Below are 23,382 nucleotides of genomic sequence, written 5' to 3' on the forward strand. Positions count from 1 at the left end.
TTACAAAAGGGCGCAGGGTTTCGAAGCATCGCCGTAAAAACATCCTGAACAAGGTCTTGTGCCAGCTCCCTGGATTGCAGCATCTTCAACCCGGACGCATAGATGCCCCTGGCGTACCGGTCATAGATCATTTTGAAACCTTCCCTGTTTCCCTGACTCAAAAGCTTCAGGGCTCTGGCTTCATCATAATCATTTCTGTTCTGAGAGTTCATAAGCGGGCTATTCTTATTACTTTCTATGAAGTTTTTATAACCAAATCCAGGATTCCTCCACCCTAAATCGGGTTAATTATAAATGAATTTACTCATAATAATCCCAAAAACATAAAAAATAATACCGAATTCGTAAACAAGAATTGAAAAAATGTATTATGAATTATGCCTTAACTATGATGAAATTGATACCCATAACGGGGATTGCCGGGCACGATTTGCCGGTTGTAGATTGCTGAAAGCGAATGCTTTGAAAGTGTTTTTTGTGGAGGGCGCTGAGGTCTTTCAGCCATGAAAAAATAAGGGACTGCAACGAGATCATTCGTTCAGTCCCTTCCGTGTGATCCGACAGGGACTCGAATGTTAATACAAACACTTTACAGCATGTTTACAGTAAACGTAAAACCTAAATAAATACACGCAAAAAGGCTTATTTTTTAATAAAGTTATTATTTAACTTTACTCACACCTGAACTCACACCTCGGGTAATAATTCAAAAACTGACACCTGAACTCACACCTGAAATCCCATGGAAAATCTGGAATTTAAAATCCAGTTAAAAGGCGGATCCGATACTGCCTTGGCTTTCCTTGTTGCCTACAATAAAGCATTCAAGAATCATCGATTTATCTCGTCTACCGGCATTAAGGTGAGGGCCAAGGGATTTGACGCGGCCCGCCCGGGAGCAGCGTTAAAACGAATTCTGCGTGCTGGCGAGGAAGCACACGAATCACTGATCAAGGACGGTCAGCCTGTGAACAATGATACCTTGAAAAAGCGGATAGAACTGATTCGGTCGCGGATCGCCTGGGCAGGTAACGAACTTCTGACATGGGATGGCTCCAGCGTGCACCACTTCCCTATTCCTGACACTACTAACCGGCTGTCTTTGGAAAAGGCACTGCGGGTCGAGCTCTCGAAACAAAGGCCTGATTTCAAAAAAATCATCGATGCTCACCTGAACGCCGGTCAAAATGAATTGTTTGGTTTCTGGCAAGGAATCATCGACGGACAAATAAAACCCAGGCACGGTAAAAAGCTTCGTAAATCGACTATAACTGCAAAACGGCAGTCCATGATTGTCCTGAAAGAATTTGATCCCCTCGCCTCTTTTGACAAAATGGACATGAGGTTTTACAACACATTCACCGGCTGGATGGCTGATCAGAAGAACAAGGATGGATCCACTCGATTTGATCCTAATACTGTGGGACGGCACATAAAGGAAATCAAGGCTGTGCTGAGATTAGCATACGCCAATGATTTGATGACAAATACGCGGTTTGAGATGTGGCCTGTTACCAAGGAAAAAAACGAAGTCGTTGCTCTCAGTAAGGAGGAACTATTGGGAATCAATAATCTCACGAAAATCAACGGCAAAGATTTGTCAAACACCCTGAATGACGTGAGAGACATATTCGTGATGGCATGCTTCCTCGGTCCTAGAATAAGCGACTTCAAAAACCTCCGCAAAGAGAGCCTGTTTACTAACGCTGGAGTGCAATACTTTGAATATGTTCAAGAAAAGACCGGTACACGCGTAAAGATCCCGGTACATCCTATCGTCCAGGAAATCCTTAACAAGCGCGCTGGAGAATTTCCAAAAATGATAAGTGAGCAAAATTTCCGAGCGCACTTGAAGGACATTTGCAAAGCTGCAGAGTTAAATGACCGGGTTATCACAAAGATCAGGAATGGCAAGCCCGAGTACAAACTGAAGTGGCAGGCAATAAGTCCACACAGCGCGCGACGTACTTTCGCCAGTAGCCTTTTTTATGGTTGGTTTTCCAAACCAATGCCGGCAAGTTTTTGCATGCGATATACAGGACATAAGTCAGAAAAATCTTTTATGATCTATATCGGAGCAAGTGAGAAAGACCTGGACGCAAAAGCGCTGGAGTATTTTGATTTGACACCTGAAATGAAAATAGCATGAGCAAAAAGCCTGCAAAGAATAATACAAAAGACACGATCGTACTTAAAAATCGAGAAACATTAAACGATCTATATATGAAGATGGGCATTGTAAGTTATTTCAATGATCCGGTCAAAATCCAATTGTTCTTTACTGGCAATGACCACTATTTGCAACAGGCTAAAGAAGACATTGTGATGATTAACGAAAACATCATTAGACCAAACGATAAAAATAAAAAGGTTGAAGAGAAGCAAGCATGGCGGACTAACTCACTATCAATTGAACGTATTTACGAGGCAAGGGAAGAGGAATTGAAAGGTCTCTTTGAAATAAGATTCAATGAAGGAAAAACGTATAAGGGATTTATCACGGAAAAACGATTTGCAGAATATGAATCTAAGGACCTTAGAACAACTCAGTCTAAATACTTCGGCTGGTTCCCTATTCTAAAGCAATGGGTAGAGTATCTTGAAGATATTGCAGGCATAGAGCATGTGGATTCCATACCTGTTGCGGAGCCTCAAAATATTGAGACACCCGAATTTTTAAATTTTGAATCTTTTTTGAACGGCACTGGAAAAAAAGTGATTCCATTCCTGTCTAAAACATACCAATCGGCAAAACCACAGGATGCAGTACTTATGCTGTTCGCATTGGATAAATTAAATATGCTTGTCCAGGGTGCACTTAACAATATAAGTGCCCTTAGTCAGGCTGTAGGTTATTTTTTAAGCAAACATTATACTCATCAATCATTTGATCACAACTTTAAGTTAAAAGATGATCCCTCCTTCAAGGCCAAGATTAATGCACACGCCGACAAAATAAAGACCAGTACGGCCAAATAATTTTTTTGCTTTCTTTTTGCATGCAAAAAATGCAAAAAAATCCTGTTGCTCCTTTGTTGTGTAAACAAACGCAAAGGATATGGAAAATCCGTTCGAAGAAATTACTCAGAAATTAGACACTCTAATTAAGGACGTTGCTGAATTAAAAAAGAACGGCCCCTGCCAGCCGTCTCGAATCACTTTCACTGAGTTTTGTAAGAGCCAGAATATTACCCGACCTACCGGGTATGCGTGGGCCGATCGTGGCCTAATTAAAATGGAAAAAATTGGTGGTCGGAATTTCGTCATCTCTGATTCCATCCTTGTTAAATCCAAATACCAGCGCCAACCACAGCAAGCATAAAAAAAGCCCGGCGGCTAGGCCAAGGCTTTATGACATTGAAGAACTTAAAGTGATGACAAAGATAACACTTGTTGATATAATCTCATTCCGAGAGAGCATAATTTCTTCTCGAGATATCTTGAGAACCCAATTTGAACCAGTGAAGAGTTCAATCTTGGAACGGTTCGAAGACGCAGATGTTCGGCTATCAACAACCGATGACCTGAACGTAATCCAGAGACTGGATGCCTTCCAGAAATTTCTCAAGGCCACATCCGAATACATTGACCTGCAAAACGATTTTGTCGATCGCATCGTAGATGGCATCAGCAGCATTGATAATGTTTACTGGAACACGGTTTTCAATGGACAAAAGCTCGCAGATGAAAATCTATTCCTAAAGGCAACTTTATCAAATCTCCAAAAACAGCGGGACCTCTTGGTTGATGGATGGAGAGCAGAGCTCCATAAATGGAATAAGGACAGGATCTTAAAAATTACTGCCGCATGAGTTTGACGGATGAACTGCGAGTGATCGAAAGTAAAAGTTCTAAGGCCAAATCTTTGATAGGCAGTTGCCCTGAAATGTCCTTCGCTTACCAGACAAAGCAAGAAGTACCAGCTTTATCCGTAAATGGATCAATATGCGGATACCGCGGAGAAGTGGGAGCATTTATGGCGCTACCCGGTGTTGGTAAAACATGCCTTACCAATGAGGGCCTGGTGGCCGCCTTCTTTGCTTCACGATATAGTTTACAGAACGTTGACTGTTTTGACATTAAATACAATTCAGTCGGGCGCAAATGCTTATTGGGTGATACGGAACGAACAGAAGGCGATTGTAGTAAAACTTATAACAACCTTTTTAAGCGACTTGGAAGCCCAACGTCAATTCTCTCGGATGATCACCAGCACATCAAAGACCTCACCCACCTTGTAATGGCAGAGATCGGAGATGTGAAAAAACTTCGAATGACGCTAGAGGAATATGTTGGAACTGGAGAATACGAGTTGGTAATACTCGATGGCATTCTCGATTTCACAATATCAATGCTGGACGATAAAGACGCAATGAAGGTTATTAAATGGATTAGAGCGCTGGCGGTAAAATATAATTGCCTCATCGTAACTACCATTCACCCAAATAAAGGAACGGATAGTCCTGCCGGGCATGTTGGTGCATTCCTGTATCGATGGTGCCGTTTTCTTTTACTGCTCCGCTCAACTTCCGACAAGAATATTAAGGAAGTCACTGCTGATTTTCCGTTTGCTAAACTTAGCCATGCAAATATCGCAGAATTTGAACCGATATACTTCAGTTGGAATCCCAGCGCAGGCATGATGACCACCTGCCAAGCGCCGGCGCCTCCTACCTATAAGATCAACTTTCTCAAACAGGCTGTGATGGAATTGCGGTTGAATCACAACCAGATCCCATCGGCAGTCCTGAAGGAGAAGTATTGCCATCTCGCCGGGGTAAAGCCGGAGACAGCAAAGAAACACATTTTAAAGGCAGTCGAAGATGGGCTCTTAATCCAATCCGGGGAAGGAAAAGCAACATGCTACCTTCCTGCTTCTGACTGGAATCTGTCCTCCACATCTCATTCGGGTATTGACGCGCCCTATATATATAAGGGCGCGATACCCGAATCAGAGAGCCAGGATGCCAAATCCCCGAATGACACCCGCATTAATGGTAAAGGATACCCGAATGATTGGGATTGATACCCGAATGATACCCAATTAAACAGATACCCGAATGAGCAAAATTTTAACCCAACAATACCCGAATCAAGACCCGATGAACGCATTGAAAGAACTGCAAGACCTTCACCAGAACGATAAGAAGAAGCGGTATCCGAACGTACCTGATCATTGCCTTCCTAATTCTAAGTTCACCGACACCACTGCCAACGGTCTCACAAAGGCAATAATCACCTGGCTGACTTTGAACGGGTGCTGGGCGACCAGGATCAATACCACGGGCCGGTTCTTGAAGGGCAACACGATTACTGATGCCGTAGGCCGTGCTCGGGTGATGAAGGGAGCCTGGATTCCCGGAACGACCCGGAATGGCACCGCGGACATTCATGCCATAATCAATGGCCGGCATGTCTCCATTGAGGTAAAGATTGGTCGTGATCGAATGAGCCCGGCACAGCACAAAACGCAAGAGGCGATCGAACAGTGCGGAGGCGTTTACATTGTTGCTCGAACCTTTGATGAGTTCCTGCGATGGTGGAATAATTTCGTGCTACGAGAAAAAAGAGATTCACAAATCATGTTAAACGATAAAAGCAAAAGACTATGAAGAAGACATTGAATTCCGAACAATCCCTTGAGGAAGTGGAGCTGCTAAAAAGGTTAACTACAGGACCGATCACCTGGAATAGAATATTAACTGTTCATTTCAAGCTGTGGTGGTTGAAGCGGAAACGAGCATTGAAGGCACGTCTCAGAACTATTTCTTAATCATAAACAATAAACAAACCATGAGTACTACTAAAAACACTATCAGCTTCGATGAAGCTTCGTTCAACAATGACCTGCAGGCCCTAGAAAAAGTGAGGGATTGCTTCCAGGATCTTCTTACTGAGTTCAACAAGATGAAACTGTTCAAGATCTCCAGCATCCAAGAGCTATTAGACCTGATAGCAGGCCGGGATGAATACGTGCGCAAACGGCTTGAGGATATTGTCGAAGTTCCAAAGTTCGGAATGTTTGCGGTATCCAAGAAAAAGGCGGTGGAGTTGATCGAGCTGGACTTATTCGCAGTAAACCGATTAATAGATTTTTGCGCGGATTGTCGATTGGACTATAGCGTCCACCTCAACATCTCCGGGAAAGATGTCAGCATCAACCAGGAACAGATCGACCGGCTGAGAGATGGCTATTCCATGACCGCGAGCTCGTCCGGACAGGTAGAGCTTTGGAAGGCTCACAATGCAGCCGCAGAGGCGCTGAACAAACTGAACGCTTTACTCCAACCTATGGGCTCGACAATCACGAAGGAATCTGTGTACAAAGCGCTGTTCGCTGTCGACGAAGGAAAGGTAAGCCCCAACACCTGGTTCTATCAATCCAGAAGAAGGGAGTTTAATAACATCTAGCATGGGGTTTGTTTTGCCGCGGTGCGGTCATACCTGCGGAGGTTTTACCTATGCTGAGGGATACCGGCTCTCCCTAAAACCGGTTACCTTGTCTTCAAAACAAACTAAATGACGAATGCTATGAAGACAACCAATGAAGAACAGGCGCAACACTTTATCCATCAAATGGAAGTAATACTTGCCCAGCTTAAAATATCTGTGGAAAATGAACTCCTGGTCCGCAAGCCGGTTGAAAAGCCAATGTTCGCCGAAGAGGCCTGCGCCTGGCTGGGCTGGTCACACGATAAATTCTTCCGGATGGTAAAAGCCGGTGTGATCAAGGGCCACTGCAAAAAGTACGGCCATCCAATCTATCTAATGTCCGAGATCATTGAAGCGATAAAAAAGAACTAATTGACAAAAGTAACTATGGAAACGAATCCACTTAGTGATGAGCAAATAGAGCGGTTAGCCATTGCATTGGTCGGCAAACTGAACAAGTACCTAGTAGTGGTGAGGCCAATGAACGGTAAGGAGGCAATAGCCTTCACCGGCAGAGGGGAGAGCACATTTTACCGCTGGGTTTCACTGGGGGTTATCAAACAGTACAGACCAGACCCCAACGGAGATCCGGTGTACTTCGCTGACCAGATAGTTGAGGGAATAAGGGAAGCCGGGAAGAGCAAGAAATCATACAATCCATTAAAGAAGAACTGATGATTTGAAATAACCAAGCTCTTTATGAAAACAATACAACTCGAAATCATTCCAGCGTCCTTCACAATCAAGGATGTGGACACGCTGTTATATGCCCTGGAGACCAGAATCAAAGCCCGGGAGATCATGAACAAGGAAGAGGCGGCAGCATACTTATCCGGGATCAGTGTACGGATGTTAGAGAGGCTTTCAAAGGATGACATCATCCCCTGCCACTATGTACCTGGTACTTCTATAAGAGTGTGGTTGAAGTCTGAGCTGGTGGGGGTAGTAAAGACCTGGGGAAGTAAGAGAATTAGGAAGAAGAGCTCGCGGCAATGACACAAGAATGTACAATTGCCTGCCAAAAATGCAAAAGGTACTCCGGGACGAACCTCATCAGCGTGCAATGTATGCGAAGCTGCGAAAAATAGATTGTACAGGGGTATTTCAATTTTCTGTTAACATGGTAAGAATGTTAACAAGTCATTAAAGTTAACATCTGAAATCAGATCCATTATGATAACCTACACAAGGAAGGAATTTATAGAATCATGTGGGCATCAATGGAATGATGCCTCGAGAGCAAAAATCTCAATGTGGGTCAAACGAGGAAATATTATCGAGCTGGACGGCAAGATTGATATTTCACATCCGCAAAACAAAGATTGGTTGTTGAAGAAACGGGCAGAAACCGAGACGCCGGAGCCTGCTCCCATGAACTCCGGTCGCCGCCCGGATCAGCTCAATGAGTTGGAGGTTGATTTTTGGCAATTTACAGATCAGGGTGTTTACCACGTTGAATCGGAAAAGTTACTCGCCGGCCTTATGAAACAAGTTCAGACGAGCTGTACGCCTATGCGGGCCATACCAGTAGACTTAGCCCACAACCTGAGCGCCGGTGCGGTTGTAGAAGTCATCAATGTGCTCTTAACGCGTGAGATAGCGTTAAGAGCGCAATACGGAATGGGAACCAGTCGCGCAGAGAAAAGTAAGCTCCTGAAGGAATTCACGGAGATAGCCAGGGAGCACATTGACGGCTGCCGACGTGAGATGGAGGAAACGATTGATGGAATACTTGAAGACCATGGCAACTCAGGGAATTGAGAACGCTGCAGAGATCGTAAGCCTGTGCGAAAAGTTTACGCCGGAGCAGCTCAAGCTGTATGCAAATCTTCTAAGGTCTGTTAGCCGGCTGACTGCAAACAGGAGCAAAGGAGGAAAATCCAAAGGTGATCAGGCATACCAAAGATTCAAAGTTTGGGCCGCTCAAAGCGGTTTTGATTTTGAAAATTACAAAACCACTGCACAGCTAAATCTTGCGACTATCATCACAACAAAGGGGTTCCCAATCTCTGAGAAGACCGCGGCCAAGTACCGGTTAAAATATCTCAGTGAAGAAAACAAGTAGATATAGCAACATCTACTTGTTTTCCTTTCCATTACTTTTCTTCTCTTAGCCTCTCTTTCCAATCTTTGCTGTATCAATTCACTTGTGATGGAACAGTTGAAAGAGATGGACACAGCACCCCTACCCAAAGTATACACGCCGGAAGAGGTGAGGACTATTTTCAATATCTCCGCGCCAACCTTTAGGGACTGGGTCCAGTCGGGCATATTCCAAAAAATTACAATCCCCGGAAAGCGTAGGGTTTTCATCACATCCCAATCTGTAGAGAAACTTATTTCCGGACGATGATTACAATTCCAACCGTCAAACAACTGTATGAAGACATCATAGCTGATCTCGAATCTGAGTATGGCGAAAGCATTCCTTCCTTTGGGAAAGTTTTTCTGCGCGGGCTGGCTGCAGTGCAAGCGATGAAGCTGAAACTTTACTATCTCAGCCATGCCAACCTTCAGAAAAATATCTTCGTCGATACAGCTGATCCGGAATCCGCCGGAGGCACTCTGGAGAGGTTTGGACGCATCAAGCTCGGACGAAACCCATTCCCAGCCCGTGCGGGCCAATACGAAATCCAAGTTACCGGAACACCCGGATCAGTGATCAACGCACTCACCACATTCAAGAGCGATGACACATCGAACAGTCCTGGAAAGCTGTACATCCTGGATAGTCCCTTTACTCTGGTGACCAATCCAGACACCTGCAACGTTCGTGCATTGGAAGCCGGATTGGATAGCCAGTTGGATATCGGAGATACACTAACGGCTACTGCGCCCATCGCAGGAGTAAATAGAAGTGCCGAGGTGGTATCAGAAGTTGTGGAACCTTTTTCAGCGGAGACTACAGAAGATTATCGACAAGCTTCAATAGACGCTTATCAGCTTGAGCCCCAAGGTGGAGCGCCATCCGATTTCAGATTGTGGGCAAAAGATGCGCAAGGTGTAAAACAAGCCTATCCTTACGCCAAGCCAGGTGTAACAGCCGAGATCAATCTTTACATTGAAGCCACAACAGCAGATTCAACAGACGGCAAAGGGACGCCATCTGCTGGATTACTGGCTGATGTGAAAGAGGTTGTAGAGTTTGACCCTGATACAACAAAATCTTTAGACGAGAGAGGCAGAAGGCCGATAGGAATTTTCCAAGTTCACTACTTACCAATTACTCCGTTAAATGTCGATATCAACGTTTCTGGATTCGTTGGAATTACGCCATCTATTTTGGCTCAGATTGAAAATGCACTTGAGTTGGCCATTAGCAATATAAGGCCATTTATAGCAGGCGCAGATATTACCGAAAACAAGAACGACATCCTTGCTATAAACAAGGTAATATCCATCATTCTTGAGGCAAGGCCTGGAAGCGTATTTGGTACAGTAGCATTAAACGTCGGCGGATCGCCAGCTAGTACATACCTTTTTACCGACGGGGAAATACCATTCTTAAATTCTGTAACCATTCCTTAAGACGATGGCATTAGAAGACACCATACTAAAGCTCACAAAGCAACTCTATCCAACGGGGAGGGCATTTAAAATGCCTGCTGTTAGCGTTTCAGGTGGCCGCTGGACTTCTCGTACTTCTGCCGCGGACAATAGCTGGAATTCAATTGCCTTTGGTAGTAATCTGTTCGTGGCTGTGTCATTAAATGGCACCGTAATGACGTCATCAGATGGCATAACTTGGACGCTCAGAACAGCCGCCGCTAGTAACTTGTGGCGCTCAGTGACCTACGGAAACGGCTTGTTCGTTGCCGTATCCTCGACAGGCGCAGGGAACCGAGTGATGACTTCGCCTGATGGGATTACCTGGACATCAAGGTCGAGCGCGGCCGATAATGGCTGGAATTCAGTTAGCTATGGCAGCGGGCTATTTGTTGCCGTCTCTGACGGAGGAGCCAATCGCGTCATGACGTCGCCAGACGGGATCACGTGGACGAGTAGAAGTGCCTCCGCAGCGAATCAGTGGCAATCAGTCACATATGGTAATGGGACTTTCGTAGCGGTTGCTATATCCGGTACCGGCAATCGTGTAATGACCAGTCCAGACGGCATAACCTGGACCTCGAGAACAAGTGCTGCAGATAACTTCTGGCAATCGATAACGTATGGCAACAGTCTGTTCGTTGCTGTCTCTAATTCTGGAAGTAACAACCGTGTGATGACCTCGCCGGATGGCGTAACGTGGACGATAAGAACGAGCGCGTCTGGTAATGCCTGGCGGTCTGTTGCGTATGGATCCGGAAATTTCATAGCTGTGGCATCTTCAGGAACTGGTGACCGCGTGATGACCAGCGCAGATGGCATCACCTGGACAAGCCGAACAAGTGCAGCGGATAATAGTTGGAATTCGGTGACCTTCGGAAAAGGGTTGTTTGTATCGGTGTCTTCAAGTGGCACAGGAAATCGAGTAATGACCAATCAAGGTGCAGGTGGATTCTTGGAGCGCCTTCATAAAGGATTGGCACGGAGTGAAGCTCGCAGTTACAGAGATTCGGTTTCTATTTTAGATAGCATCCTTCCGGACAATGATAACTTCACAGCTGACGACGCTACGCAATGGGAACGTCGCCTTGGATTGATAACGAATGCATCAGTTTCGTTGTCGGATCGGAAGCTCGCTATTAAGCGGAAGATGCAACATCCCGGAAGTGTAAAGGCAAGACAACACTATTTGTATCTGCAGGGGCAACTTCAAGCTGCTGGTTTCAATGTAAATGTATTTGAGAATCGATTCCCAAGTGGGCTAGGTGGGTACACCACAGAGATATTTGGAGGTCTTATTAATATACCGGCTTGGACTTCACGAACAAGCGCGGCGGATAACGAATGGCAATCTGTCGCTTTTGGGAATGGTATTTTCGTAGCGGTGGCTGCGACGGGCACGGGCAACCGTGTGATGACCAGTCCGGACGGGATCACGTGGACGAGTAGAACTGGCGCTGCAGATATTGCGTGGCGATCTGTCACTTATGCAAATAATATTTTTGTTGCAGTCGCCGCTTCAGGTACAGGGTTTCGCGCTATGACTTCGCCAGACGGAATAAATTGGACCAGCAGGGCCACCCCTGTTGATAACGAGTGGAGTTCAGTGACCTATGCAGCTGGACTATTTGTCGCTGTATCAGGGCCGTCAGGCACGGGCAACAGAGTGATGACAAGTCCGGATGGAATTAACTGGACCTCAAGAACCAGCGCAGCGGACATACAATGGAATTCAATTACCTATGGGAATGGTCTCTTTGTAGCTGTTGGTAATGCAGTGTCAGGATTTGGGCGCGTGATGACCTCACCGGACGGTATCACGTGGACATTAAGAAATGCAGCCTCTGCTATATCATGGACCAGCGTTTGCTTTGCAAAGCAGAAATTTATTGCAGTTGGAAACACTGGAACTGGAACCAGGATGATGACTAGTCCGGACGGAATAACTTGGACGACTGTCGCAGGTATTGCAGATAAAGATTGGCGATCAATAGTTTTTGGTGCTGGTTGGTTTGTTGTTGTGAGCGCAGGCGCTGTCACAACAGATGCCGTTATGATTTCTCAAGATGGAATTAATTGGATAAGTCAGAATATCCCATTCGCAGTCACGTGGACGTCGGTCACCTATGGCACTGGCCTGTTCGTGGCTGTCGCCGCATTCGGAACTGGAAATGGCGCAATGACATATACTTTAACCAATCAATACATATGCGCAAATCACATTGATACACAAATAGATTCTTTGTTTCTGCTTTTAGACCAGGATAACCTAAAGACATCTTTTTTAATAGCTGATGAAATTAACAATGTTTTTAGTTGGACTTTGAGAACGTCAGCTGCAGATAGCATATGGAACTCAGTTGCATATGGGAATTCAGTATTTGTCGCTGTTTCAGAGAACGGACCAGGAAATGATCATGTCATGACTTCACCGAATGGCATAACCTGGACATTGCGAACAGCGGCAGGGAGTGATGAGTTATGGAGATCCGTGACGTTTGGTAACGGGATCTTTGTTGCGGTCGGTGGTAATTCTGCTATAATGACTTCTACCGATGGAATAACCTGGACCTCAAGAACAAGTCCAGTCAGTGGATCGTGGTATGCGGTCACTTATGGTAATGGGTTGTTCGTCGTAGTTGAAGGAGCATCTGACGGAACGCGCGTTATTACTTCATCAGACGGAATAACGTGGACGCAGAGAACCGGGTCTGCTAATTTAGCCTGGAGATCCGTAACATATGGCGCAGGTCTCTTCGTAGCTGTAGCTCAAACAGGCACTGGCAACCGTGTCATGACTTCACCAGATGGCATCACCTGGACAAGCCGAACAAGTGCAGCGGATAATAGTTGGCAATCGGTCACTTATGGCAATGGGCTTTTTGTCGCCGTAGCCGCATCAGGCACGGGAAACAGAGTAATGACCAGCCCCGATGGAATAACTTGGACTTCTCGGACAAGCGCCGTTGACAACGCTTGGCGAAGTGTTACTTATGGCGCTGGTGTTTTTGTAGCTGTTGCATCCACTGGAACAGGCAATAGAATAATGTTCTCTAATGACGGAATATCCTGGAGCATCACAACAAGCCCGGCCGACAACCAATGGTGGTCTGTATTGTACGCGAACAATATATTTGTTGCTGTTGCCAACTCAGGGGCTGGAGATCGGGTGATGACCTCAACATATGGCAGAAGTCCATCATTCGTCAATGTGGATGCAGATAGAAAGGATGAATTCAGGCAGTTGATCTTGAAAACAAAACCAACACAGACGATTGGTTTCACATTTGTAAACTACATATGAAAGACTTATTCGGGTTTGATTTTAATACATAAACTAAAGAATCTATGCTAACAGTATCTATTGGTTATTCTGATACTCAGAAGTATTTCAGTAAAACGCACAGCAATGTCCTGCCTGCTGGCTTTGAAATCATGGCGGATGAGGACCTGGAAAAGATCACAGATCCGGTATTGAAAATGTCATTGAAGGCGAGGAACGACATCAACAAAGCGGTGACCGCATCCATCACGCAGCGAACTGCAGCCTTTGAAGCTGAAGTAAGAGAGCTTCTCGGTCTTGATAAAACAGTTTAGGAGGTAAAGCCTGTTACATACAGCCGAACCGGGCTTTATTTTCGTTCATTACTTCTATCGCCGCTACCAGGATCTGGGCATTAAAGGCTTTCTTGTTCAGCACTTTATTTACCCACGCGCGAGACTTTCTTGATTTAGAGGCCACCTTGTCCTGATCACCGTCGAACAGCCAGGACTTTACTTCGTCTATCCTTGCTTCTAGTTGTGGAGGGAGTGATTTCATAAAAGTTGGATTTTCAGGAAGATAAAAAAAGCCCCGTGTTATCGGGGCTTTTGGTTGCCCTTCTTAAAGGCAACCGCGAGAAATTATTGAATAAAAAATATCACCATTGAGCAGTTCTATTTCTCGTTTATTAGCTTCCGATTGTGGCAGCGTTGATCTAATAAGTTCAAAAATTTCCCAGTTCACTTCCTGATTCACTTTCAGGTAGTCACGCAAGCGCTCCGGCTTAATGCCGTTTATTTTAAGTATGTCTATTAATCGCGTGTGTTCCACAGGAATGAGCACTTTATTTTGCTTTGGATTTCTTTCGACTGACCGAATCCCATATTCTCACTCGCTCTTCTAATATCCAGACAAATAGATCTGCCTGCTTTATTGGTGGTGTGTAGGTTGGTAGGTTATTAAGATGCAATTCCATCCTGCTCAACTCTAAAGCGTTCCTAAGTAGTTTTACCACAGATCTGTACTCCTGAAAATGCTTCGATTCCACTTGGCTATCTAGTGCGATCATCTGGATGAAGCACAATTGGAGTATATCTCTAGCTTCTTTTGCACCATCGCCCTTCACATCCTCGGCATTCAGGCGACATCCATTAACTTTTGTTCCTTTGCCCATCAAAAAAGCACCGATCATTGAGGGGACTTGAGTAAGGTTCATTCTGTCAACTCTGGCCAAGGCTCTATCTATGTCACTCCTCATACTGCCACTAGGCCATTTATTAATACCCCCGTCTATTTTTTCAAGAATGAAAAACGTGTCTTTTTCGCGTTTTCTGACTGTGTATAAAAATTTGGAAAGGGTGTGCCCCACGAAATGGAATTGCTCCAAAATCTGTATAATCGTTTTTTCAGCAAGCTCGAGTTTCTCCCTTCCTGATAAATCCTGGCTTTGTTTCTTTTTCATAACTTTGTTGTGGTTAGTGTGTTGAACATTGACTAAGGGGCCGCCAAAGTTTTCCAGACACGAGCGGCCCCTTTCTTGTGAGCAAATATAGTATATACTTAGTATATATCTAAAATATACTATATTTTATTATTAGTTTATATAGTATATTTGATGTATGGATCAATTGAATAGGATACAGGAAGTAATAAACAAGAAAGGGATAACAGCTTATCGGCTGCACAAGGACACAGGGATTACTTATGCGCTGATTAGTGCTTATATTAAGAATTTGAGACAGCCAACGTTAGAAACCCTCAAAAGAATATCTGAAAGTCTTGGAGTAAAGGGCAGGGATTTGATTAACTTTTAGAGATGGAACTTAAAATAGATATACCGAGTATTATAGAGTTCAAACTTGAAGGTGGGCCTAATATTAAGCCTGAAGCATTTAAGGCCAGGGAAATCGCTACTATTATTTTAAGCCTAGAAGAATCTTTAAAGGCAATTGCTATTAAAGAAAACCCCGAATTAGACCCTGAGCAGCTTTTCATAAGTCTAGTTCATGTAAAAAGGGAGAGCAATGGGTTAGGTTTTTTTCCTAGTGTTAAACAACTTGGGGGAGCATTCTTAATACTCGCAAGTTGTGTTCAGGATCAATCATATGAACGACTTCCTTTGAGGGCAATCGAAGGGTTAAAAGATCTCCAAAAAATTATCATACAAAAACCTAATTGTGTTGGCTCATTTGTATCTGGTCAGGAGCGAATATCACAAATAAAGCCGTCGACAAAAATTGAAGTTCCTGACTATGGGCATGTCACTGGCGAGACAGTTCTTTACGGAGTGATTCAGCGTGTTGGAGGTGTTGTCCCGAAAATATTCCTAAGACAACATAATGGTGAATCTTTAAGTATTGATGTAACTGAAGAAATAGCCAGAAAAGTAGGCTCGAGACTTTATACTGCTGTTGGATTGACAGGACTAGCTACATGGTCGCCGAATGATAATAAAATACTATCGTTTAAGGTAAGCGGAATACTCGATTATGAGGAGGTGCCAAACATTCAGGCATTTTCCGAGTTAAGAAATAGAGTTGGGAAATATTGGGATGAAATAGAAAATATTGAACAGATGTTATCCTTAGAATAAACCCACCAACTGATGGCTAACCTCGTATGTATTGATTCAATGATTTGTGTATGGGGAATAAAAAAGAAAGCTACGCAAGGTCAAGAGTTCATGGTAGCAAAAACCGAGGCTTTCTTAAAATCATTGGATGCACAGAATACAAAAATAATAATACCTGCTCCAGTCATTACAGAAATTCTCTGCCCAGTTGACATAAGTCAAAGGGCAGGACTAATGTCATCGATAACAAAACATTTTATGATTGCGCCCTTGGATACGATGGCTGCCATAAAGGCTGGAGAAATATGGAACGAAAACAAAGATAGCTGGAAGGAAATCTACGGCTCTTCAGAAGAAGAAGGTCTAAGGAATAGGTTTAAGTACGATATACTAATCGCTGGGATTGCCATAACCAGGAATGTCTACTGCCTTTATTCAAATGATGCCCGCCTTCGAGGCATTTGCAGCAAACATATAGATACTCAAAGTTTGCCAGATATAGCGGTACAAAGAGAGTTATTCTGAAAACCGAACCCTGTTCAGGATCGCGGAAGCTTTAGGGGTAAATCCGAAGGAATTAATCAATAGCTAAATGAGAACAGACAACTGGTCGATAGAAAAAGTCATTAACCTTATCAGCGATCATGTCGAGGAAAGCACCCATTTGGAGTATAAGGCTGCTAAAGCGATTGAAGACAAAGAGAGCATATCCATTGATGTCTCATCTTTTGCAAATGCGGGCGGTGGCGTAATTATCTATGGGATAAAAGAATCCAAGGAAAATAAGCACCTTCCCGAACGCATTGATCCAATCGTTCGTAAAGACTTTTCAAAAGAAACACTTGAGCAAATAATTAATTCCAATATATTCCCTAAAGCCATAGTTCAGATAGAACCTTTAGAGATCGATGATCTGCACGTGGTCTATGTGGTTACTGTTCCGCAAGGTGAGACAGCACATCAAGCATCAGATTTTAGATACTATAGGAGGTATAACTTTCAAAAACTCCCAATGCAGGATTATGAGATTCGGGACATAATGAATCGAGTAAGGCATCCAAAAATCCGCCTACATTTAGAAATTGATGAGATTACACATACAAGTATTCATAATAGAGTAATAACCGGAGTTGGTTTGAAAATCTTTTTGGAAAATGAGGGCACGGTCCTTGCCAACTATGTTAACTACGATTTAGTAATACCTTCTGCGCTGTTGTTGGAGCCCGACGGCTACAGACAAAAAATTATCCAAGGCATTCACATGCTTGAAATATCGGGGCAAAATATGGTCCGGGATTTATTGGATGTTGTTAATACGACACAGGGCCAGGAAGCGAAATTCGGCCCTGGCCGATACCACCCGATACTTCCAAAACGTAGTTTTTTTGAGAGGTCATTTCCCATAGTCACGCATCAATTGCAATTATTAAGACGACAAAAAGTTCCTATTTCCTGGACCGTTTATACAGACAATGCCGCCCCAGTTACAAAGAATTTAACTCTTGCTGATATTGAGCACAAACACATGTAGAAATCATCAGTCTTCAGGACAAGCAAAAGCCGGAGTAAAAAAACGCCGAGCTTATAAAATGGGCTATTGACAATAGATTGATAAAGGGGTAAGGGCCAAAGATTACGTGAGCAAGGAAGACCAGTATCAGGAGAGGTTTATTTTTTCTTTGCTTTGTACAGGTTTTTTATTTCTTCCTTGCGACTGATGTTCTTTTTTTGCTGCCGGTGAATATCCAAATCCTTCACAAAATCAAATCTCTCTATTGAAGGGACGCGAAATGTCATTACCGTCTGTCCATTAACATTTGAAATTGCAAAGTCTCCCTTAGTTATGATATCCATCCCAAGCAAAAAGCCGGCGGAGGCATCATCACTAAGTTCTTCACATTCTGTTACGGGTAGAGTAAAAGAAACATTCTGATTATTGAGAACTATTTTTACAGCATAGACGGGAACTCCTGTTTTAACACCATGGACCCCTTTAACATTTGTCTTGGTTACCGGTATCAATGCAAGTTTCTGAACTAAGGATTTTGTGATCGCAGATCCGGTCGCTCCAGTATCCCAGATAGCTTTCGTGCTTTCCTTTTGGTTGGTAAGCGTGTTGTAAATATCAATGGGTGATTCAATAACCCTGGCTATGCCATTGTTGGCTCGAGTTAAGGCATGGACAGTAACTTGCATCAATTAAATATAGCTCGGGTATGAAAAGTTTGGGTATAAGCTTCTTCACCAGGAAGACATTCTTGAATCAAAAACTTACCAGCTTCAAACTTATTCTGAGATTCAGAAAGAGCTTTCTCAAAAGAATCGTAGGCTCCAACCACTTTCTCCCCCACAATGACAATAAATTGACCTTTATATTTTTCCACCAACTCTTTTTGATGTGTCAGGTAGTATTTGAATTCTTGTTCCAGCATAACGTGCATTTTTAGAAAGGGCAACCACAAAGATATCTGATAAACGCTCGGCGTTTCAGTCCATAGTCAAAAAAAATTCGACCCCTCGAAATTCACCTAAAAACAGGCCTTTTTTTGTAAGATGGGGCTGTATTTCCACATAATGTTATAATGTATCCACGTTGAATATTCTGCCTAGCAAAAAATACAAAACCCATCCATCCGCCTGGTTAGGGCAGAATGGATGGGCTCCATATAGACTAAATATAAGCTCTTTCCGTGATATCGTCAAGAGAGTGGGTATCACGTCATCCAAGAACCAGTACTGGCTGGGGGATCCGAAAAGGCCAATCTGCTTCTGTCAACCTCTTTCAGTAGCTCATCTTCAGCCTCAATCAGAGGATCATACCAGTCTGCCTTCTTTCGCGCCCATTCAACGTAAACTTTAAGCTCATCGGTCAATCGATCCTGGCTGAGTGCGCTGGCCTCAACCTTGTCAATGTAATTGCGGATAACCCTCGCTTCAAATTCTCGGCTCGCAGCATTAAGAAGTCTTTTAAAATCTAACAGCTCTCTTTGTTTCCGCTCTTTGACTTCTCGGGCCTCACGCTCTATTCGCTCGCACTCTTCGCGATATTTGCGATTTCGTTCGCGGACTTCAAGTAAGAGCCTAATGTCCTCTTCAACAGTGGCAACTATTTTAGAAAGTTTTTGCTCAATGCGCTTTTCTCCATCAATAAAGCGACGCCACCCGTTAGTGCCCTCAACTTCAAAGAAAAATTTCCCGGTAGGATTGCTTTTTACACGACCCCCCTCTCCTTCTTGTGATTCAATTATTTCAGATAATCGAAACCGCCGGATTTCACCGTTCACAGCAAAGCTGCTTTCGCGGACTTCGTGTCCTCTTTTCAAAAACAATTTGAATAGGCAGTCGAAAAATATTAACGCCCTTCTGACATTTCGCGGAGCCAGCTCTATTGATAGCTTGCCGGTGTTGTAAATTGTACCGGTTCGAAGTAGCTGTCTTGTCTGGTCATAATTCCTTTCCTTAAATGCAAGCTTGGTTTCAAGTGTTAATGGATGAGGTTTTATCAGTCTCTCAGGGATTCGCAGATCCGCTGCATGATCTTCTTCAATTCGCCGCTGTAAAAGTGTCAACGGGCTTAGCAAACTCTCCCCGTCCACACGCTTTTGCAACGTGATAGTTAATTGCTTGCCAATAAAGTTTCCTGATAGCGGTGCTCTTTTGGCTTTCTTTCCGGTTTCTATTTTTCGCCAGTAACCGGGATAAGGTGTCGGTACACCTAAACGCAAACACATCTTTCTGATGCCGGTGTCTGAGATCTTATACTTTCTTGAAATAGTAAGCATTGGTTCAGACCAGACCAGCTCATATAATTCTTGACGATTAAGGGTGATCTTTTCCATTACGGAAAATACAAAACTCGCGCAAGGAGATCTTCAATGACCGCAAGCCCGCTTGAGAGAAGTAAATGATATTTGTTATTTACTCACACCCATACTGATTCCTAAAGGTTGAGCAGAAAAGAAAAAAGCCCGTAATACTATGATTACCAGGCTTTTGCCACTTTACAGTGGTGATCCGACAGGGACTCGAACCCCGAACCTACAGCTTAGAAGGCTGTTGCTCTATCCAGTTGAGCTATCGGACCGAAAATGTAGTCCGTTCGAACCACGGATTGTTAGATGCGCAGCCCGCCTTGCTCCGCCTGTTGGCGGATACGACGGATGAAAGCGGAGAAGGGGGGATTCGAACCCCCGGTACGTTTTAAGGCGTACGACAGTTTAGCAAACTGCTGGTTTAAGCCTCTCACCCACCTCTCCAATGACTAAAACTTAAATTTCTTCTTCCGAAATCATTAACCTGGTCTCCGGATCAGACGATTTTGCCGTCCGGCCAGGCTATTCCCGGAAAACGAAGTGCAAATATAAAGGTTGAAAACAAACTGCCTAGGAAATCGGTTTAAATTCTAAATTTAAGCGTGGTTAAAATTCTGCAAGCCTCCCCGAACGACATCCCGGCTATACGATCAATGGCCGAAGAGACCTGGTGGCCGACGTACTCGCCCATCTTAACCTTTGAACAGATCCGGTACATGCTTGACGCCATTTATTCTGCCGAAGCCCTGCAGCGCACAATGGAAAACGGCTCCCAAACCTTTATTATCCTTCACGATGAAAGAGGTCCCCAGGGGTTCGCCTCCTACGGTCCCAAACCTGGTAGTGCGGATGTGATCAAACTTCACAAGATCTATGTGCTGCCCGACAATCATGGCAAAGGCTACGGAAAATTGCTGATCGACGAAGTCAAAAAAAGGACCCTGGCGTTGAAGATAAATACCCTCGACCTGAATGTGAACCGGTATAATAAAGCGAAATCCTTCTATGAAAAGATCGGCTTCCAGGTGATCGGCGAAGAGGACGTGCCCATTGGCCCGTATTGGATGAACGATTACATCATGCGTCTGCAGTTGGAGGTATAAGCATCCAGCTTCCGGCAAACCTCCTTAGTTTAATTTTCCAGTGAGAAAATCAGATGGCGCCATCAATTGCCTGCGGGCGGAAGGCTGGGGCATTATTTTTTGGCACCAGGCCTGTTATGAAACCCAAGAAAAATAGTGGAAATCAGGATGCAGCGGCGAGCCCTCCGCATGCCGGCAAGAAAAGTAAAAGCGCAGGTCAGGCTGTTTCCGGACATCCTGATAGCGAGGGGGGCAGCAGGCAGGGAAACATTGGTCACCAGCACAATGCTGAAGCCGGAAGAGGTGACCGCCAGACATAGTATTGAAAAATCAAAAATTACAAGCATATGGCAAAATCAAATGTAAGAAGGGAAGATCATGGCGACGGAGCTGATTTTGTAAATCTTCAACGCACCACGGATGAAGCAAAAAAAGAAAGAATCAAAGGTCAACACGGCTCCGATAAGTTGCCACCAGAGCAGGCCAACCGAGAGAGGAACCGTGTACATAAGACGGACGTATCGAAAAAGAAGACCGGCGGTGGTAAGCAGGTGACGCCTGGTACCTGACTGAATATTCAACGGAGATGGCCCTGGGGAGTCGTCTCCGTTGTTTTTTGAAATTTAGGCCGATTTTCTCCACTTTAATACCAGTTTCCAGTTCAGCGTTGTGTTATAGCACTTTGGACCTATCCGCCCTGAATAGTCAGTTCACCTAGTATTTGAGGCTCTCTAACTAAACCGGCTACCCGGTAACTGGCAACCGGCAACCTTTTCGGTATTGCAGAAACCCCGTGTGAATTGTTAATTGCGGAATAAACTTAAAAATGTGAACTGGTACAGGAGTTTTGGTATAACGGAAATTGTGTTCATAACAGCTTTTCTGGTCTTCTACATGCTGTATCTCACGCGGGTGATCGGCATCGCCAAGCGGCTCAAGACTCCTTTTGCAACCGTATTTATCAAGTTGTTCCTCCGCACCCTCTATTTTGCGCTGCTGCTCATTGCCATGCTCGGACCTTCTTTCGGAGGTTCGAAAAAAGAGGTAAAATCGATCGGTAAGGACATCATGATCTGCGTCGATCTCTCCAAGTCGATGGATGCCTACGATATCCAGCCCACGCGCCTGGAGAAGATCAAACACGAAATGAAAAAGCTCGTGCAGGCCTTCAACTCAGACCGCATCGGCGTGATCATCTTCGGGGCGGAGGCATTCATGCAATGTCCCCTCACTTACGATCAGAATGCGCTGAACCTCTTCATCGAGACCATGAACACCAGCCTGGTGCCGGCTTCCGGTACAGACTTCGGTCCTCCCCTGCGTATGGCTCTGAAAAAGCTCCAGGACGAAGCCGAAAATGCCTCGCAGGCCAAATCGAAAGTAATTATTCTCATCAGCGATGGTGAAGATTTTGGGGAAGAAACGAACGATATTGCCAAGGACATAGATCAGCAGGACATCAAGCTGTTCACGCTGGGCATCGGCACCGAAAGAGGCGGGAACATCTATGCGGGCACCGGCGTTAAAAAAGACCGCGAAGGCAATGCCGTGCTCACGAAGCTCAATTCCAGCTCGCTGAAATCGCTCGCCAATAAAACGGGCGGACAGTATTTTGAGATCAACGAAACTAAAAATGATATTTCGCGATTGATCAATACGATAAGCAAGATCGAAGGTGAGCTGCGGGATGCCCGGTACGTGGATGTGACGGCCAACAAATACATTTATTTCCTGGCCGCTGCCGCACTGCTCTTTGCCTTGGATATTCTCATTAACATCAGAACCGTAAGGATATGAAGTACGCGCTGGTCATTTTGCTTGCATTGCTGATCAACGACCCGGTGAAGATCAGCCGGATCAATTCCGCCAAAGCGGATGCTAAAAAAGCATTTCAGTCGGGCGATTATAAGGCGGCTGCTGACAAATACACATACCTGATAGATTCGATGGGCGTAAAAGAAGACGAGGTGTTGCTGAACCGCGCCCATGCCTACTATCTGATGAAAGATACCGCCAACGCTGCCACGCAATACCAGCGCCTGACGCAGAGCATCAACAAGGAGGTGTCGTCCAAGGCCAACCAGCAACTGGGCCTGATCACAAACAGCCAGAACAAGGCCGAACAGGCACTGAACTATTTCAAGCAGGCCATTAAAGCGGATCCCACCAACAACGATGCGCGCTACAATTACGAGATGCTGAAGAAAAAACTGGACGAGAAGAAGAAACAGGAGCAACAACAAAACAAGGATCAGAACAAAGACCAGCAGAATAAAGAGCAGAACAAGGAAGAACAGAAGAACGAGCAGGATAAGAAAAACGAGCAGAACAAACAGGACGAGAACAAAGAGAACAAGGAAAATAAAGAGAATAAGGATCAGCAGAAAAAAGACCAACAGCAAAAAGAGCAGCAGGAGAAAGAACAAAAAGAACAGGAACAGAAAGAGCAGCAGGAAAAAGAGCAACAGGAAAAGGATCAAAAAGACCAGCAAAAAAAAGATCAGAACCTGGACAAGCAAAAGCTTGAACAAATGAAGATCAGTGAAGAAAAGGCCCGGATGATCCTGGAAGCCATGAAGAACCAGGAAAAACAATACCTGCAGCAAAATAAACGCAAGGCCACTAAGTCCCGAGACCGGACCAAACCAGACTGGTAGAATGGTCCACAGCCCACGG

Annotated in this window: 31 protein-coding genes and 2 tRNA genes; 25 read left to right on the top strand and 8 right to left on the bottom strand. The window is 44.5% G+C overall.

Translation table 11 applies throughout. The features are described 5' to 3' along the window. A partial coding sequence (locus KK083_RS15210) for an RNA polymerase sigma factor (protein ID WP_369074971.1) occupies positions 1-212 on the bottom strand: 212 nt, incomplete at its 3' end. Positions 213-742: 530 nt separating this feature from the next. Here KK083_RS15210 and KK083_RS15215 point away from each other — a divergent pair. The 16 genes from KK083_RS15215 (at position 743) to KK083_RS15285 (ending at position 13,575) form a co-directional block, all read left to right on the top strand. Beyond that, entirely contained in the window at positions 743-2,149 is a 1,407-nt protein-coding gene (locus tag KK083_RS15215; RefSeq protein ID WP_254164207.1) for a phage integrase SAM-like domain-containing protein, read from the top strand. Continuing rightward, the gene (locus KK083_RS15220) at positions 2,146-2,979 is read left to right on the top strand and encodes a hypothetical protein (RefSeq protein WP_254164209.1); all 834 of its coding nucleotides are present in this window, start codon (positions 2,146-2,148) and stop codon (positions 2,977-2,979) included. The genes KK083_RS15215 and KK083_RS15220 overlap by 4 nt, the downstream gene beginning before the upstream one ends. Positions 2,980-3,058: 79 nt before the next feature. Further along, a complete protein-coding gene (locus KK083_RS15225; RefSeq protein ID WP_254164211.1) occupies positions 3,059-3,322 on the top strand; it encodes a hypothetical protein in 264 nt (87 codons plus the stop codon). A 52-nt stretch (positions 3,323-3,374) separates the two neighbouring features. Continuing rightward, the gene (locus KK083_RS15230; protein WP_254164213.1) at positions 3,375-3,812 is read left to right on the top strand and encodes a hypothetical protein; all 438 of its coding nucleotides are present in this window, start codon (positions 3,375-3,377) and stop codon (positions 3,810-3,812) included. After that, a complete protein-coding gene (locus KK083_RS15235) occupies positions 3,809-5,026 on the top strand; it encodes an AAA family ATPase (protein ID WP_254164215.1) in 1,218 nt (405 codons plus the stop codon). The genes KK083_RS15230 and KK083_RS15235 overlap by 4 nt, the downstream gene beginning before the upstream one ends. 34 nt (positions 5,027-5,060) lie before the next feature. Continuing rightward, positions 5,061-5,612, top strand: coding sequence for a VRR-NUC domain-containing protein (locus KK083_RS15240; protein ID WP_254164217.1), 552 nt, complete (start codon positions 5,061-5,063; stop codon positions 5,610-5,612). A 181-nt stretch (positions 5,613-5,793) separates the two neighbouring features. After that, positions 5,794-6,411 (top strand): hypothetical protein, encoded by a 618-nt coding sequence (locus KK083_RS15245; protein ID WP_254164219.1) that lies wholly within the window; start codon positions 5,794-5,796, stop codon positions 6,409-6,411. A gap of 120 nt (positions 6,412-6,531) precedes the next feature. Beyond that, complete coding sequence (locus KK083_RS15250) at positions 6,532-6,804, top strand: hypothetical protein (RefSeq protein ID WP_254164222.1); 273 nt, start codon at positions 6,532-6,534, stop codon at positions 6,802-6,804. Next, complete coding sequence (locus tag KK083_RS15255; protein ID WP_254164224.1) at positions 6,805-7,107, top strand: hypothetical protein; 303 nt, start codon at positions 6,805-6,807, stop codon at positions 7,105-7,107. It begins immediately after the preceding gene. Positions 7,108-7,131: 24 nt separating this feature from the next. Continuing rightward, positions 7,132-7,428, top strand: a complete 297-nt coding sequence (locus KK083_RS15260; protein ID WP_254164226.1) for a hypothetical protein — start codon at positions 7,132-7,134, stop codon at positions 7,426-7,428. Between the two features lie 177 nt (positions 7,429-7,605). Further along, on the top strand, positions 7,606-8,193 hold the full coding sequence (locus KK083_RS15265) for a hypothetical protein (RefSeq protein WP_254164227.1): 588 nt from the start codon (positions 7,606-7,608) through the stop codon (positions 8,191-8,193). Beyond that, complete coding sequence (locus KK083_RS15270) at positions 8,156-8,497, top strand: hypothetical protein (RefSeq protein ID WP_254164229.1); 342 nt, start codon at positions 8,156-8,158, stop codon at positions 8,495-8,497. The genes KK083_RS15265 and KK083_RS15270 overlap by 38 nt, the downstream gene beginning before the upstream one ends. A gap of 105 nt (positions 8,498-8,602) precedes the next feature. Beyond that, positions 8,603-8,785 (top strand): helix-turn-helix domain-containing protein, encoded by a 183-nt coding sequence (locus KK083_RS32770; RefSeq protein WP_369074973.1) that lies wholly within the window; start codon positions 8,603-8,605, stop codon positions 8,783-8,785. Further along, positions 8,782-9,960 (top strand): baseplate J/gp47 family protein, encoded by a 1,179-nt coding sequence (locus KK083_RS15275; protein WP_254164231.1) that lies wholly within the window; start codon positions 8,782-8,784, stop codon positions 9,958-9,960. The genes KK083_RS32770 and KK083_RS15275 overlap by 4 nt, the downstream gene beginning before the upstream one ends. Before the next feature lie 4 nt (positions 9,961-9,964). After that, positions 9,965-13,282, top strand: a complete 3,318-nt coding sequence (locus KK083_RS15280; RefSeq protein ID WP_254164233.1) for a hypothetical protein — start codon at positions 9,965-9,967, stop codon at positions 13,280-13,282. Between the two features lie 44 nt (positions 13,283-13,326). Next, a complete protein-coding gene (locus KK083_RS15285; RefSeq protein ID WP_254164235.1) occupies positions 13,327-13,575 on the top strand; it encodes a hypothetical protein in 249 nt (82 codons plus the stop codon). A gap of 13 nt (positions 13,576-13,588) precedes the next feature. On the opposite strand, the gene KK083_RS15290 is transcribed toward KK083_RS15285, so the two are convergent. Further along, positions 13,589-13,798, bottom strand: coding sequence for a hypothetical protein (locus KK083_RS15290; protein ID WP_254164237.1), 210 nt, complete (start codon positions 13,796-13,798; stop codon positions 13,589-13,591). 286 nt (positions 13,799-14,084) lie between these two features. Beyond that, positions 14,085-14,702, bottom strand: a complete 618-nt coding sequence (locus tag KK083_RS15295; protein WP_254164239.1) for a hypothetical protein — start codon at positions 14,700-14,702, stop codon at positions 14,085-14,087. 157 nt (positions 14,703-14,859) lie between these two features. Between KK083_RS15295 and KK083_RS32775 the strand changes: the two genes are divergently transcribed. The 4 genes from KK083_RS32775 to KK083_RS15310 all read left to right on the top strand — a co-directional run bounded on the left by KK083_RS32775 (position 14,860) and on the right by KK083_RS15310 (position 17,343). Beyond that, a complete protein-coding gene (locus tag KK083_RS32775; protein ID WP_369074972.1) occupies positions 14,860-15,054 on the top strand; it encodes a helix-turn-helix domain-containing protein in 195 nt (64 codons plus the stop codon). A gap of 2 nt (positions 15,055-15,056) precedes the next feature. Continuing rightward, positions 15,057-15,833, top strand: coding sequence for a hypothetical protein (locus tag KK083_RS15300; protein WP_254164241.1), 777 nt, complete (start codon positions 15,057-15,059; stop codon positions 15,831-15,833). A 12-nt stretch (positions 15,834-15,845) separates the two neighbouring features. Then, a complete protein-coding gene (locus KK083_RS15305; protein ID WP_254164243.1) occupies positions 15,846-16,337 on the top strand; it encodes a type II toxin-antitoxin system VapC family toxin in 492 nt (163 codons plus the stop codon). A 67-nt stretch (positions 16,338-16,404) separates the two neighbouring features. Continuing rightward, positions 16,405-17,343, top strand: coding sequence for an AlbA family DNA-binding domain-containing protein (locus KK083_RS15310; RefSeq protein ID WP_254164245.1), 939 nt, complete (start codon positions 16,405-16,407; stop codon positions 17,341-17,343). A 137-nt stretch (positions 17,344-17,480) separates the two neighbouring features. Here the strand turns inward: KK083_RS15310 and KK083_RS15315 are convergent, their stop codons facing one another. The 5 genes from KK083_RS15315 to KK083_RS15335 all read right to left on the bottom strand — a co-directional run bounded on the left by KK083_RS15315 (position 17,481) and on the right by KK083_RS15335 (position 20,068). Further along, a complete protein-coding gene (locus KK083_RS15315; RefSeq protein WP_254164247.1) occupies positions 17,481-18,008 on the bottom strand; it encodes an aspartyl protease family protein in 528 nt (175 codons plus the stop codon). Beyond that, a complete protein-coding gene (locus KK083_RS15320; protein WP_254164249.1) occupies positions 18,008-18,244 on the bottom strand; it encodes a DUF5678 domain-containing protein in 237 nt (78 codons plus the stop codon). The genes KK083_RS15315 and KK083_RS15320 overlap by 1 nt, the downstream gene beginning before the upstream one ends. Before the next feature lie 282 nt (positions 18,245-18,526). After that, entirely contained in the window at positions 18,527-19,651 is a 1,125-nt protein-coding gene (locus KK083_RS15325; RefSeq protein ID WP_254164251.1) for a hypothetical protein, read from the bottom strand. Positions 19,652-19,819: 168 nt separating this feature from the next. Beyond that, positions 19,820-19,896: transfer RNA gene (locus KK083_RS15330), tRNA-Arg, on the bottom strand. An 83-nt stretch (positions 19,897-19,979) separates the two neighbouring features. Then, a tRNA-Ser gene (locus tag KK083_RS15335) sits at positions 19,980-20,068 on the bottom strand. A 158-nt stretch (positions 20,069-20,226) separates the two neighbouring features. Between KK083_RS15335 and KK083_RS15340 the strand changes: the two genes are divergently transcribed. The 5 genes from KK083_RS15340 (at position 20,227) to KK083_RS15360 (ending at position 23,363) form a co-directional block, all read left to right on the top strand. Next, a complete protein-coding gene (locus KK083_RS15340; RefSeq protein ID WP_254164252.1) occupies positions 20,227-20,727 on the top strand; it encodes a GNAT family N-acetyltransferase in 501 nt (166 codons plus the stop codon). A 116-nt stretch (positions 20,728-20,843) separates the two neighbouring features. Beyond that, positions 20,844-21,026 carry a hypothetical protein gene (locus KK083_RS15345; RefSeq protein WP_254164254.1) on the top strand — a complete coding sequence of 61 codons (183 nt, stop codon included), beginning with the start codon at positions 20,844-20,846 and terminating at the stop codon, positions 21,024-21,026. A gap of 27 nt (positions 21,027-21,053) precedes the next feature. Next, on the top strand, positions 21,054-21,275 hold the full coding sequence (locus KK083_RS15350; RefSeq protein ID WP_254164256.1) for a hypothetical protein: 222 nt from the start codon (positions 21,054-21,056) through the stop codon (positions 21,273-21,275). 259 nt (positions 21,276-21,534) lie between these two features. Then, on the top strand, positions 21,535-22,503 hold the full coding sequence (locus KK083_RS15355; protein WP_254164258.1) for a vWA domain-containing protein: 969 nt from the start codon (positions 21,535-21,537) through the stop codon (positions 22,501-22,503). After that, a complete protein-coding gene (locus KK083_RS15360; protein ID WP_254164260.1) occupies positions 22,500-23,363 on the top strand; it encodes an outer membrane protein assembly factor BamD in 864 nt (287 codons plus the stop codon). The genes KK083_RS15355 and KK083_RS15360 overlap by 4 nt, the downstream gene beginning before the upstream one ends. Positions 23,364-23,382 lie beyond the last annotated feature (19 nt).

It is taken from the genome of Chryseosolibacter histidinae (assembly GCF_018598225.1).
Taxonomy (GTDB): Bacteria; Bacteroidota; Bacteroidia; order Cytophagales; family Cyclobacteriaceae; genus Chryseosolibacter; species Chryseosolibacter histidini.